At 67.0% G+C, this 13,265-nt stretch carries 9 protein-coding genes and 1 riboswitch; of the genes, 4 read left to right on the plus strand and 5 right to left on the minus strand.

Annotation, left to right across the window (positions count from 1 at the left end):
- Nucleotides 1–57 precede the first annotated feature (57 nt).
- Nucleotides 58–172, minus strand: a riboswitch (glycine riboswitch).
- Between the two features lie 264 nt (nt 173–436).
- Nucleotides 437–1,690: a multidrug effflux MFS transporter gene (locus tag ACCQ12_RS06060; RefSeq protein WP_372383173.1), complete on the plus strand. Its 1,254-nt coding sequence runs from the start codon at nt 437–439 to the stop codon at nt 1,688–1,690.
- A 16-nt stretch (nt 1,691–1,706) separates the two neighbouring features.
- A complete protein-coding gene (locus ACCQ12_RS06065) occupies nt 1,707–2,111 on the plus strand; it encodes a hypothetical protein (RefSeq protein ID WP_039409783.1) in 405 nt (134 codons plus the stop codon).
- Nucleotides 2,112–2,371: 260 nt separating this feature from the next.
- Here ACCQ12_RS06065 and ACCQ12_RS06070 read toward each other — a convergent pair whose 3' ends face one another.
- The 5 genes from ACCQ12_RS06070 to ACCQ12_RS06090 form a co-directional block, all read right to left on the minus strand.
- A complete protein-coding gene (locus ACCQ12_RS06070) occupies nt 2,372–4,294 on the minus strand; it encodes an XVIPCD domain-containing protein (RefSeq protein WP_372383174.1) in 1,923 nt (640 codons plus the stop codon).
- A 139-nt stretch (nt 4,295–4,433) separates the two neighbouring features.
- Nucleotides 4,434–6,452: a M2 family metallopeptidase gene (locus ACCQ12_RS06075; RefSeq protein ID WP_372383175.1), complete on the minus strand. Its 2,019-nt coding sequence runs from the start codon at nt 6,450–6,452 to the stop codon at nt 4,434–4,436.
- 257 nt (nt 6,453–6,709) lie between these two features.
- Entirely contained in the window at nt 6,710–8,371 is a 1,662-nt protein-coding gene (locus ACCQ12_RS06080; RefSeq protein WP_372383176.1) for a phosphoethanolamine transferase, read from the minus strand.
- Nucleotides 8,368–9,132: a phosphatase PAP2 family protein gene (locus ACCQ12_RS06085; RefSeq protein ID WP_372383177.1), complete on the minus strand. Its 765-nt coding sequence runs from the start codon at nt 9,130–9,132 to the stop codon at nt 8,368–8,370. The genes ACCQ12_RS06080 and ACCQ12_RS06085 overlap by 4 nt, the downstream gene beginning before the upstream one ends.
- A 99-nt stretch (nt 9,133–9,231) precedes the next feature.
- Entirely contained in the window at nt 9,232–10,965 is a 1,734-nt protein-coding gene (locus tag ACCQ12_RS06090; RefSeq protein ID WP_372383564.1) for an ArnT family glycosyltransferase, read from the minus strand.
- A gap of 216 nt (nt 10,966–11,181) precedes the next feature.
- Here ACCQ12_RS06090 and ACCQ12_RS06095 point away from each other — a divergent pair, with 216 nt between their 5' ends.
- Nucleotides 11,182–11,898, plus strand: a complete 717-nt coding sequence (locus ACCQ12_RS06095; protein WP_104580986.1) for a response regulator transcription factor — start codon at nt 11,182–11,184, stop codon at nt 11,896–11,898.
- Entirely contained in the window at nt 11,891–13,192 is a 1,302-nt protein-coding gene (locus tag ACCQ12_RS06100; protein WP_372383178.1) for a sensor histidine kinase, read from the plus strand. The genes ACCQ12_RS06095 and ACCQ12_RS06100 overlap by 8 nt, the downstream gene beginning before the upstream one ends.
- The last annotated feature ends 73 nt before the right edge of the window (nt 13,193–13,265 follow it).

Raw genomic sequence — 13,265 nt, forward strand, 5'->3', positions numbered from 1 at the left:
CCCGCAGCCGGCCCGGCGCGCATGGCGCACCGCGACCCGCCGTAGCGACGGTCTTCCTCGCGCCCCTCTGTCCTTTTGCCTGAGAGTTTAAAAACGCGGCATGGCGCCTGGCCTGCCTGCGTTCCGTGCCCCTTCGGCGCCGGCATCGGCCGGTCTCTCCAGAGTTGTACTGCGGATGGTATCGGGCCTGAGCGATTACGGGCTGTTGCGCCTTCGGCAGCGGCAGTGCCGCTTCTCCCACCGTGTTGCCGGCCGATTATAGCGTGGCTGCGCATGCTGGCGGGCCCGCGTGGGTCGCCGGCAACGGCCCGTGCACTTGGGTTTGCTTAACCTCGCCGGCGCAAGCGCCTATCATCGGCGCCCTCACGCGCTATCCGGTGCCGCCCCCGGCGGATGCCGGCGTGCGTCCCGGATGCATCACGTTTCGGATCCCTGCATGACCCCCACCACGCCCTCCACCCGGCGCATGGCGCTGCTGCTCGCCGGGCTGGCGATGTTCGGCCCGTTTTCCATCGACACCATCTTCCCGGCGTTCTCGCGGCTCAGCCGCAGCCTGGCGGTGGACCAGGTGGCGATCCAGCAGACCATCAGCGTCTACCTGCTGGCCTATGGCGTGATGAGCATCGCGCACGGGCCGCTGTCCGATGCCTGGGGCCGCAAGCGGGTGATCCTGGGCGGGCTGGTACTGTTCATCGCCGGCTCGATCGGCTGCGCGCTGTCGCAGGACCTGCCCACGCTGCTGGCGTTCCGCGCCTTGCAGGGCCTGTCGGCCGGGGTGGGCATGATCGTCGGGCGGGCGGTGATCCGCGACCTGTTCCATGGCCCGGACGCGCAGCGGCTGATGAGCCAGGTCTCGATGATCTTCGGCATCGCGCCGGCCATCGCGCCGATCATCGGTGGCTGGATCCTGCTCAGCGGTGCCGGCTGGCCGCTGATCTTCTGGTTTCTGGTGGTGTTCGGGCTGGTGCTGCTGGTGGCCACCATGACCTGGCTGCCGGAAACCCACCCGGTGGAGGCACGCACCCCGCTGCAGTTCAAGCGCCTGCTGCAGGACTATGTGCGCATCGGCTTCAATCCGCGCTTCCAGCGGCTGGCCGCGGCCGGGTCGCTCAACTTCGCCGGCATCTTCCTGTACATCGCCTCGGCGCCGGTGCTGATCATGCAGCACCTGCATCTGGGCGAGGGCGACTTCGCCTGGCTGTTCATTCCCACCATCGGCGGCATGACGCTGGGTTCGTTCCTGTCCGGGCGCATGGCCGGGCGCATGGAGCCGGTGCGGCAGATCCGCATCGGCTTCATCTGCTGCGGTGTGGCAGCGCTCGCCAACCTGGGCTACACCATGACGGTGGCGCAGATCGCGCTGCCCTGGGCGGTGCTGCCGATCTTCCTGGCCGGCGTGGGCATGGCGTTGATTTTCCCGATCCTGGCGCTGGCGGTGCTGGACATGTACCCGCACCAGCGCGGCCTGGCGTCCTCGCTGCAGGCCTTCACCCAATTGATGACCAACACGCTGGTGGCCGGGGTGCTGTCGCCGCTGCTGAGTGAACACCCGCGGCATCTGGCGATCGGGATGACCGGTTTTTTCTTGCTGGGCTGGCTATTCTGGCGCTGGGAGCGCCGCAGCGGCCGCCGTCTACGGCACCGCCAGGCCACCGAGGCAGTGCCTCTGGAGCCGGCCGACCACCTTTGACCCCACAGGAGCCCGCATGTCCACCGATTCCAAGTTGCGCCGCGATGCCCGCAAACGCGCCGCCGAGCGCCAGCGCAACCAGGCTGCCGCCAAGGCCACGGCCGACTCGCCGATCGAACCGCATGCAGAACTCCGCGATCAGCAACGCACCCTGCTGGCCGGCATCGTCCGCCGCGACGGCGAATGGGTGCTGGGCATGGACGGCCGCATCGCCGGCGAAAGCACCAGCGCCGCCCAGGTGCTGGCGCTGATCATGCGCGCGGCCGAACTGCACGAACGCCAGGGCACGCCGGTGCGCCTGACCTACTCGGACGCCCTCAAGGACGCCGCGCACGCCGAAGCCCGAGCCGACGGCATGGAGTTCGAACAATTCAAGACCAAGTTGAGCGAACGCTTGCAGGGCGGCGCCAAGCTCAATTGAGCCACGCTCGCCGTGTGCCTTCGCTGGTGCCTTGAGAGACGCGTCGTTTAGAACGGGTTACCGGGTTGCTGTGCCTGCTGCAAGGATGTGCAGCAGGCCGGTGTTAGATCCGCTGCCTGGCAGGTGTGGCGCGCGGTATCACCGGCCAGCCAGCAGATCATCGTTCCCGTCCAGCCCACCGGGCCAACATCGCGGTTGGCCATGCGTGTCTTCGAACGCTTTCGATCGGGGAATTCAGGTGCAGCCGCCAGCGCGCAGTCTCAGCGCGCCTGCGCCTGTCGCTGCGTTTCCTGCTGCGACGCCTGCGCCTGCGTGGCGGCATCGCGCTCCGTGCCGGTTTCCAGCGCCTGCAGGCGTTGCAGGCTGTTGGCAATGGGCTCCTCCTGCACAGCCTTGGCATCGAAGCTGCCCCGCAAATGCGCTGGCGAGTCGAGCGCTCCCTGCACCACGAACCCGCGCGCGGGATCGTTGCCGAGTAGCACGTGATCGACCCGCTGCAAGCCATTCTCGCGTGCGGCTACCACCGACCCCAAGGCCAGGCGTTCGCTGTCCATCCCGGCCGCAGGGCCGGGCGTCGCCTGCAGGCGCTCCACTGCCGCCGTGCATTGCTGCAGCAATGCATGATCCGGGTGCGTTGCATCGCGCGGGTCCGGCAGCGTCGGGGTGGCGTCCGTCGGTCGCGGCAGTACGGTGGCATCCACACGCTGCAGCTGGCCGTCGTATGTTCCGTCGGCACCGTCGGCGATGCGCTGCAGCCGCTCGGCAAACCCATAAGGCGATCCACCCACATTGCGCGCCATCGCGATTGCGAACTGCTCGGGCGACTGCGACGGGGCGTTGCGGTCGCCGACCAGCGCCGTCAACGCGCTGCCGCTGATCTTGCCGGCGTCGGCGCTGGCGCGGGTCTGCTCCAGCAGCGCCTGCATCTGCACCTCGCTGAATTCCAGCGTGGTTTTCTGCCCTGGCGCGATTGCGCCAGGACCCGCCATGTCGCCGCTCAACGCGCTGTTGAGGGTCTGCGCGATCGCCTTTTCCTCGCTGGCCTCGTTGCGCCCGCCCAAGCGCTGCAACAAGCCCGGCGCGGCCACATCGCCATCGATCTCGAAACGGTAGCTGCGCTGCTCCACGCGTTCGGCATCGTTGCCGTCGTACTGGCGCACGATCGTCAGCGGCACGTTGTCGCCGTACTGCAGCTGTTGCACCACGGTGTAGCCGTCCTGGCCCGGCGTGCTGATGCGCACCTGGCTGCCTTGGTTGCGGTTGCCGGCGACATCGGCGCTGAGCGGGCCCAGTTCCAGCTGCAGACGCTGCTGCGAGCTGAAATTGATCCGTTCCAGCGTCTGCATCTCATCGACGCCGGGCACGCCCGGCGCAATCTTGCCCTCGCGCACGAACGCACCCATGGCCGCAAGCGCACGCGGATCGGCCAGGTCGAACTGCGCGCTGTGCACCTGCGACTGGCCCAGCGAGTCGGCGCGACCGAGCAGGGCCTGCGCCGGTCCGGCCTTGATGCCCAACGCATTCACCGCCTCGATGGCCGCGTTCGGCCCAGTCACCACCCGCACGTGGCGCTCGTCGACGCGTTCGATCATGTAGCTGCGGCCGCTGGCTTCGGTGATCTCGCTCTGCGTGGTCAGCGATCGCAGGCTTGCCGAGGATTCGCGCTGCACAAAAGTCTGGGTGTCCATCACCACGCGTGCGCCGATCGGAAGGCTCTCCGGCTGCAGCGGATTGACTTGCCTGGCGGCTTCCAGCGGTTGATCGACACCGGGCAGCGTCACTACGTAGCGCATGCGCTGCCCGGCACTGGTGTCTGCCTCGATGCTCAGCTTGCTGTCGCCGAGCTTGGATTGCAGGCGTTGGTGCTGGCCGGTCTGTGCATCGGCCTCAAGGCTGAAGGTGGTGGTCTTTGCATCGGCATCGCTGAGCACGCCTGCGCTCAGCGCGCCGCCGCGACGCAGGCTGGTCTCGCCCAGTGGCTGTGTCGGGCTGCCGATGCTCTGCGAAACTTTGGCCGACTGCTCTGCCGGGGTGACCGAGACGGTGCCGCTTCCCACCTTCGCCGCGTATTCACTGTTGGAGCTGCTGTAGGTCGGGTCGAACGCGCGATCGTTCGCATCGTCGATGAACTGCGTGTTGCGGTCCACATCGCGCGCGTCCGGGCCGGTGGAGGCGTTGCTCATTAGGATGCTTCCTGCATGCTGCGCCTGTGCAGCGGGCGCGCAGTATATCGCCGGCGTTTTAGGCGTTTATCAAAGGAACGTTAGGCGGCGGCCCTGGTGACGGCCGCCGCATGCTGCATGCCGCAGCGACAGCGGCGCGTCAGTGCAGCGCGGCAGGCGCAGGCGCGTTGCTCGTGGCAGCAGGCGCAGTCGCCTGCCACCCGCACATCTGCCCCTGATTCTGCTGCTTCAGCCACTCGCTCATCGGCGCGAAATATTCCAGCATCGGGCCGGCGTCGAGTTTGTCGCTGCCGGTGAGTTCCTTCAGCGTGGTCTGCCACGGCTGGCTCGCTCCACGTTGCAGCATCGACCAGAATTTCTGCCCGGCGTCCTTGTTGCCGTAGAAGCTGCACTCGTACAACGGGCCCTGGTGGCCGGCGGCCTGGCACAGGCCCTTGTAGAACTGGAATTGCAGGATGTGGGCCAGGAAGTAGCGCGTGTAGGGGGTGTTGCCCGGCACATGGTATTTGGCGCCGGCATCGAAGAACTCTTCGCCGCGCGCGGTTGCCGGCGCCACGCCTTGATAGCGGGCTTTCAGTTCCCACCAGGCCTGGTTGTAGCGCTCCGGCGGAATCGAGCCATCGAACACCCCCCAGCGCCAGCGGTCGATCATCAGGCCGAACGGCAGGAATGCCACCTTGCTCAGCGCCATGCGCATCTGCGAGTTGATCAACGCCTCGCGACCGGCCTGTTGTTCGCCCACCATGCCGATCGACTGCAGATACCTGGGCGTCATCGCCAGCACGATGGTGTCGCCGATCGCTTCATGAAACCCATCGTTGGCACCGTTCTGGAACAGCGGCGGCAGCGGGTTGTAGGCCAGGTCGTAATAGATGTGGCCCAGCTCATGGTAGATGGTGGTGAAGTCTTCCTCGGTGGGCTTGATGCACATCTTGGTGCGCACATCCGCACCGATGTTCTGGTTCGCCTCGCCGCCCATGTTCATGTCCCAGGCGCTGGCGTGGCAGACCACATCGCGGTCCAGCGGTTTGATGAACTGCGAGCGCTGCCAGTAGGTGTCCGGCAACTTGGGCATGCCGAGCGAGGTGTAGAAATCCTGCGCGCGCTCGGTCATCTGCCTGGCGGTGCGCAGCTGCGCCTCGCGCTCGGCATTGAAGCGTGCCGCGGTGCCGCCGTCGCCACCGGTATTGCGTGCCAGCACTGCGCTCAGATTGCCCTGGTACTGCTTTTCCAGGGCCGAAGTGATGTCCAGATCACCGGCGCCGGGGTAGGGCTGCAACAGGTCCCACAGATTGCTCCAGTCCTGCTGCCACATGTTGCCCATCAGGTGCGCCGGCAGCAGGCCGCCGGCCACCTCGCCCTTGTCCTTGCCGTATTGCGTGTCCAGCTTGCCGCGCGCATAGCACTGCAGCTGTGCGTACAGCGGTTTGACCTGCTCCCACAGGCGGTCGGTTTCGCTGGCCAGCTGCCGCGGCGGCATGTCGTAGCCGCTGCGCCACATCACGCCGACATCGGCAAACCCCAGGCCGCGCGCGCCTTCGTTGGCCAGCTCGACAAAGCGCTGGTAGTCCTTGCGCATCGGCTGCGCGGTGCGATGCCAGCCCTGCCAGGCATCGAGTTGTTCGTTGTAGTCGCGGCTGCTGGCCAGTACCTGCTCCAGCTCGCCCAGCTGGCGGCAGCGGCGTTGCTCGCCATCGCCCACGCAATAGGTTCCGGCGCCGTAGTCGCCTTCCATCTTGGCGGCGATGCGGGTGAGTTCGGCCAGTTTGGCTGGGTCGCGCGGAGCGGGCAGGGCGCTCATCAATTTGAGCAACTGCAGCGCACGCGTGCTGTCGGCCGACATTGGCGTGCCGGCGTAGCGCTTGGATTGTTCGATCCAGCGATCCAGCTGCGCCAGCGAACGCTCGTTGGCCTTGGCGGCCAGCAGTTGTGAATCGCCGTTGATGTAGGTGGACGACAGCCACTGCGCCGCGGTGACTTCCGGGTAGGCCGCCTTGTACTCGGCGCTGATGCGCGCGACGAACTGGTCGGCAGTTTCGCCCGGCGCGGCGTTGGGTGCGGCCGGTGTGACCGGCGGTGCGGCATCCTTGCGACAGGCCGACAGCGACAACGTGCCGGCGGCAACAGCCAGCGCCAGCAACAGCAGACGAGGATTCACGGGTGGTCCTTGCGGTGAAGTCCGGCGAAGGCTAGAGCGCGCCGGTCTTCAGGGCAAGCGGTGCGACGGCAGGCGTCACGCCGACGATCGATCTGGGCAGCGATCCGGCAGAACGGTTGGCGCGCGCGCGGACCCTGGCCGACCAGGGTCAGGCGGTGTGATCGGCGCCCAAGCTGCAACGCGGCAGATGGAGATGCGGCGCGGAGCACCGCCCGCGCCCGCCTGCTGCGCGCGCCGCAGGCATGGCCGCGCTCAGCTCAGCGCTTGCCCGTGCATTGCGCGAACACGTCCCGCTCGCGCGCATACACACTGGTCCTGACCTGCATCAGGCCCAGCACCGAAGGAAACAGCGCATCCTGATCGGTGTACTGTCCGGCGCGGTGGCGCAGGCAGGCCTCGTCCAGGCCGCGGTCGCGCGCGAACTCCGGCGAGAACCACATCACCATCGGCACATGGGTCTGCTCCTTGGGTGCGATCGCGTACGGCACGCCATGCAGGTACAGGCCTTTTTCGCCCAGCGATTCGCCATGGTCGGATAGATAGATCAGCGCCGTGTCGTAGTCCTGCAGCCCGCGCAAGGTGTGGATGGCCTGGTTGAGGAAATGGTCGGTGTAGCTGATCGAGTTGTCGTAGGCATTGACGATGCTCTGGCGGCTGCAGCTGCCCAGGTCGGCGGTCCTGCACACCGGCTTGAAGCGTTCGAAATGCGCCGGATAGCGTTCGAAATAGCTCGGGCCATGGCTGCCCAGTTGATGCAGCACCACCACGCGGTCGCCAGGCTTTGCCCGCACCTGTGCGGCCAGATCGCTTAGCAGGATTTCGTCCATGCAGCGGCCATCGGCGCACAGGCCCGGCGTGGTGGCATCGTCGAGTTTCTGCAGTTCCAGCCCGTCGCAGACACCCTTGCAGCCGGACTGGTTGTCACGCCACAGCGTGGAGATGCCGGCGTGTTCGAGCACATGCAGGAACGATTGATGCCCGCGGATCATGTCTTCGTTGTAGTCGCGGCGGCCGAATGGCGAAAACATGCAGGGCACCGAGACCTCGGTGCTGGTACCGCACGAATGCATGTCCGGGAAGTTGATGACCCCGGCCTGCGCCAGCTCGGGCGTGGTCTGGCGCGCATAGCCGTTGAGGCCCCAGTTCTGCGCACGCGCCGTTTCGCCCAGCACCAGCAGCAACAGGCGGGGGCGGCTGCCGGCAGCGCGCGGCGTGGCCGTGGCGTCGTGTTCGATCGGCTGTTTGGGCGCATGCTTGATCGGCGATTCGGATTTGAGGTTCTGCCGCAACGCCACGATGTAGTTGATCGGCGTGGCCAGATAGCGCACTTCACGGTGATTGCGCATCAATGCCGAAATATCCTGCGACGACAGCAGGGTGCCCGCAGCGCCCACCACCGCGACCACCAGCAGAAACCCCACCCGCACCAGAAACGCCTTGCCCACGCTGCGTGCGCGCAGACGCGTGCGCCACAGCAACGTGGTCGGAATCAGGAAGTAGCCCACCAGCGGCAGGATCAATCCGGGCGTGAGCAGCTCGCGCGATTCCTTGTGGTCGGTATGCAGCACGTTGCGCAGCATGTCCGCATCCAGATAGACGTTGTAGCTGTCCATGTAGTGCGCGGCCAGGGCGGTGGTGAACAGCAGCAGCGTGAGCAGCGGCTTGGCATTCCAGCGCCAGACCAGCACCCCCAGCAGCAGCGCATGCACGGCCACCAGCAGCGCCATCAACGACACCGCAAAGCCAAGGCTGCCCGGATGCGTGGCCATCGCCGTGCGCCAGAACAGCTGGTTGCACACCAGCGCGAAAAACAGGCTCGACAGCAACACCAGCGCTTCGGTCGACACCGTCGGCCGCGTACTCCATGTCAGCGCGCGCAGGCCACTACGCCTGCGCGGTTCCGGTAACCAGGTGCTCACGCTGCGTCCCCCGATAGCAACATCAAACCAAGCGCGCGATGCGGCCGTTGCAGCATCGCGCAGTACAGTGCCAGTGCGCTCACCCAGCACACCGCCAACGACCAGACATCGTGCGAGAGAAAATGCGCGCCACGCAGTTGTTGCGCAACACCGAAAACGAGACCTGCTGCCAAGCCTGCGAACAAGCCTGCAAAGCGCCATGCAGGACGGAGCGCCAGCGCACAGAAATACAGCGCCACCCACGCATAGCCGGCACTGGCATGGCCTGCCGGAAAACAACCGGACGCAGCAATGCCGTTGCGCGATTCAAACAGCCCGATCATCGCGTGCGTGCCGCCATAACGGCTCAGATCCCAAGGGCAGTCCATCGCAGTCCACGACTTGAGCAACGACACCAGCGAGGTCGACAGTGCGACCGATGCGGCCAGATACGTCAGCGGCCAGCGCAATCCCTTCAGACGCGGCCGGCACCACGCAACGCCGGCCAGCACCAACACGCTGACACCGGCAGTCGTGCTCAACCATTTGCCCACCCGGTGGATCACGCCGCTGGTGAACCAATGGTCCTTGAGCAGCCAGTGCCCGCCTTCCAGCCGATACAGCGCGTCGGCAATCCACTGGTCGCCACCGGCGCCCATCAGTAGCGCACTCGCCAACAGCACGCAGGCCAGCGGCAGCCACAGATGCCGAACAAGAAACTGCGCCTGCACATCGCTGGCGGTATGCGCCACGCTGGGCGCATGGAGAGGAAACGAGCTCATCAAGATGTCGGTCTGTGTCAATGCCCGGCATCTTCGAAACCCGGATGTCGGAGAGCGGTCGGACCGGAGTTGCTCAGGTGTTAACCCGACACCAAGCGTTCAGTCTGTCTCGTCGTCATTGCCGGTTTGCTCGCTGTCCGACGCCGTGGCAGCGCATCCGGCATGCCACGCAGTGCCCGGCACCAACTGCCATTGATTGCGATTGGATTCGCCGATATCGATGCGTTGCGCAGGGTCGATACACGCCGGCACCGCCTGCCGGAGCACGAACAGCCAACGCCGCTCAGGCGCCTGTGCGAGCCAGGGGCCCGCCTTGGCCCACTGCTCCTGCCAGCTCGCCTTGAAGCCGAAGTCGGTGACCGGGCGATCGGCCTGCAGCAGGTTCTGCTCGCGCCAGGCCAGCATGCCCAACTCCGCGTCCGGCCCGATGCGCTGGCCCACCCGCTGCATCAGACGCGCGGATGAACTGTACGGGTCCAGTGCCGGCATCAAGCCCAGGCCGTACACCGTCCATAGCGCGGCGGTCATCACCACCAACGCGGTGCCCGCGCGTTGGCCGCGCGACCATGCAACCGTGGCAAAGCCGACCACGCACAGGCCGATCAGCCAGAACCCCACCGACTGCAGCGAGGCCAGCTCCATCCCGCGTTTCAGCGCCGGGTTCTCCGCCCAGTGCAGATGCAGCGCGATGCCGCCTCCAAGGATCAACCCGGCCAGCGCAAGCAGCAGCACATAGCCGCTCAGCAACACGCGCACGCCGCGCCGGCGCAACAGCCCGGCCAGCAGCGGCGCGGCTGCAACGCACAACGCTGGCAACATCGGAAAGATATAGACCTCGCGCTTGCCCGGGCTGGCGCTGAAGAACAGCAGCACCAGCGCGCTCCAGGCAAGCAACAGCACATAGCGCGGGTCGCCGCGGCGCAGTCGCCGCCACCAGGCCGGCAGCAACCACGGCAACAGCAGGCAGCCCGGCAGCCACAAGGTGGCGATCACCTGCAGGTAGTACCAGAACGGTTTGACGTGATGCCAGGCGTGCGCGTACCGCGTGCCGGTCTGCTTGAACAAAAGCTCGTGCGCGTAAGCGTGCAGCTGGGGGGCGTCGCTGTGCCACAGCGCGATACCCAGCGGCCCCAGCCACACGGCGGTGCCAGCCACGAACGCCGGCAGCACCAGCAGCCAGCTGCGCCCCGCCTGCGCACGCGCCGGCAACACGCTCCAGTGCCGGCGCGGCAGCGCCATCCACGGCAACAGCAGCAACAGCGGCAGGAAGCCGACGCCCTTGGTCACCGTGCCGACGCCGGCGGCAAACAGCCCCAGCGTCCAGGCGCGCCAGTCCGGCCCGCGCAGCAGATGCCGCAGCAGCCCCCACAGCGAGAGGGTGGTCAGCGCCACCAGCACCATGTCGATCTGCGCACGCTTGGCCATCAGGCCGAACTGCAGCACCGTGAACAAGGCCAGCACCGCATACACCGCCACGCGCCGGTTCCACAGCCGGCGCGTCATGTCCCAGGTCAGCCACAGCGTGGCCAGCGCGGCCAGCAGCGAAGGCAGCAGGAATGCCACCGGCCAGTGCGGTATCAGCGTGTAGGTGGCGCCCTGCAGCCACATGAACACCGGCGGCTTTTCCGCATACAGCTCGCTGCCCCGGTGCGGCAGCAACCACTGGCCGCTTTCGACCATCGTGCGTGCAGCCAGCACGAAGCGCGGCTCGTCCGGCGGATTGGGCTGGCGCATGCCCAGCCCGGCCAGCAGGCTGATCGCGATCAACAGCAACGCGGTCATCAGCGCGCGCTGGCGGGATGAGAAGGCAGAAATGGCAGGCGACACGCGCACGCCCTGAGTGAATGCGGGCACACACTATCTGGCAAACAGGTCGGAAATTTGTCGGAACCGCGCAAGCGGAGCGCACGCCGCAGTGCAGGCGTTGCAGCGTGACGGGGTCTTGAGCACAACCGATTGCGAGGCGATCCCGGCGATACCGGCCGCGTTCGGCTTGCCTCGGTTAGGATGCGCACACCGTCCCGGTCGGGCCGTTCTGGAATCGCGCGCATGCGGCTGCTGGTCATCGAAGACAACCGCAACATGGTTGCCAACCTGTTCGACTACTTCGAAGCGCGCGGGCACACCCTGGACGCAGCGCCCGACGGCGTCACCGGCCTGCATCTGGCCACCACCCAGCAGTACGACGTGCTGGTGCTGGACTGGATGATGCCGCGCATGGACGGCCCGGAAGTGTTGCGCCGCCTGCGCGAGCAGCATCAGTCCGAATTGCCGGTGATCATGCTCACCGCCCGTGACGAGCTGCCCGACAAGATCGCCGGCTTCCGCGCCGGCGCCGACGACTACCTGACCAAACCGTTCGCGCTGCCCGAGCTGGAAGTGCGCATCGAGGCCTTGCTGGCGCGTGCGCACGGCCGCCGCCGCGGCAAGCTGCTGCAGGTGGCCGACCTGCGCCTGGATCTGGCCACGCTGGAGGCCACCCGCGCCGGCCAGGCGCTGCACCTGTATCCGGCCTGCCGCAAATTGCTGGAGGTGCTGATGCAGGCCAGCCCGGCGGCGGTGACCCGGCAGCGGCTGGAGCAATCGCTGTGGGGCGACGACCCGCCCGATGGCGACATGCTGCGTTCGCATATCTACGAATTGCGCCGCAGCGTGGACGGCCCGTTTGCGCAGAAGTTGATCCACACCCTGCCGCGGCTCGGCTACCGCCTGGCCGAGCTCGACAGCGGCAGCGAGCCTGCACGCAGCGACAGCGTCGATGGCTAAGCAGCGCCCGCTGGGCCGCCGCGTCATGGTGTGGCTGTTCGGGTACACGCTTCTGATGACGCTGGCCGTATTCGGCACCGCGCAGTACCTGCACGAGCGCGCAGAGCATGGCGTGTGGCGCTCGTTGCTGAACTCCGAGCTGGACAGCATCCTCGATCGCAGCACGCAGAATCCGGACTACCGCTGGCAGGACTCGGACACCTTGCGGCTTTACCGCATCGATGGCTCGTCAGGCGTGCCGCCGGTGCTGCGCACCCTGCACCCGGGTCTGCACGACGAGCTGGAGGTTGCCGGCCGCCAGAGCGCGGTGATGGTGCGCGATACCCCACAGGCCGGCCGCCTGGCGCTGGTGCTGGACATCACCGATTTCGAGGCGTTGGAAAAGTTCCTGACCCGCTGGATGCTGGCCGCCGGCATCGCGCTGATCGGCATCACCGTGCTGATGGGCACCTATGCGATGGCGCGCCTGGTGCGCCCGCTGGTGGAACTGGCCCGCGACATCGGCGCGCTGCGCCCGGAGCAGCGCGCGCAGCAGATCGCGGTGGGCGCACAGGGCAGCGCCGAGCTGTACGTCATCGCCGATGCGCTCAACGATTATCTGGAGCGCAACAGCCACTTCGTCGAGCGCGAACGCGCCTTCATCGACAGCACCAGCCACGAGCTGCGCACGCCGATCGCGGTGATCGGCAATGCGGTGGAGCTGGCGCTCGAACAACCCGGCACGCCGCCGGCGGTGCGCCATCAGCTGCAGCGCATCGCCCAGACCAGCGCGTCGGTGGAGCAGCTGATCACCTTGTTGCTGGTGCTGGCCAAGGACCCAGGCCGGCTGGTGCGTAGCAGCGATACGCTGCGGCTGGATCAGCTGCTGCCGGACATCGTTGCCGACCATGCGCATCTGTGTGCCGACAAGGACCTGCAACTGGTCATCGACCCGCTGCCGGCCTGCAGCCTGACCGCGCCGGTGGCCATCGTGCAGACCGCCATCGGCAATCTGCTGCGCAATGCCATCGAAAACAGCGACCGCGGCATCATCCGGATTTCGCTCTCGGCACCGGGCACGGTGCGCATCGCCGACCCGGGCCACGGCATGACGCCGGAAGAAGTCAGCGCCATCTACGCCCGCTTGGCGCGCGGCAATGCACGCCAGGGCAATGGCATCGGGCTGGAGCTGATCGGCCGGCTGTGCGAGCACCTGGGCTGGAAGCTGAGCCTTGCATCCGATGCAGGGCAGGGCACGGTGGCCACGCTGGATCTGGTCGATGCCAGCACGGCGGGTGCACCGGTGCACGCCTAGGAACCGAGATGACACGGCCTGCGCGCGACCTGCGACAGGCCCGATCGCCCGCAGGCGGCGTGCGGACGTCGAT

Origin of the sequence: Xanthomonas sp. NCPPB 1068 (genome assembly GCF_041479385.2) — a bacterium.
GTDB classification, from domain to species: Bacteria; Pseudomonadota; Gammaproteobacteria; order Xanthomonadales; family Xanthomonadaceae; genus Xanthomonas; species Xanthomonas cannabis.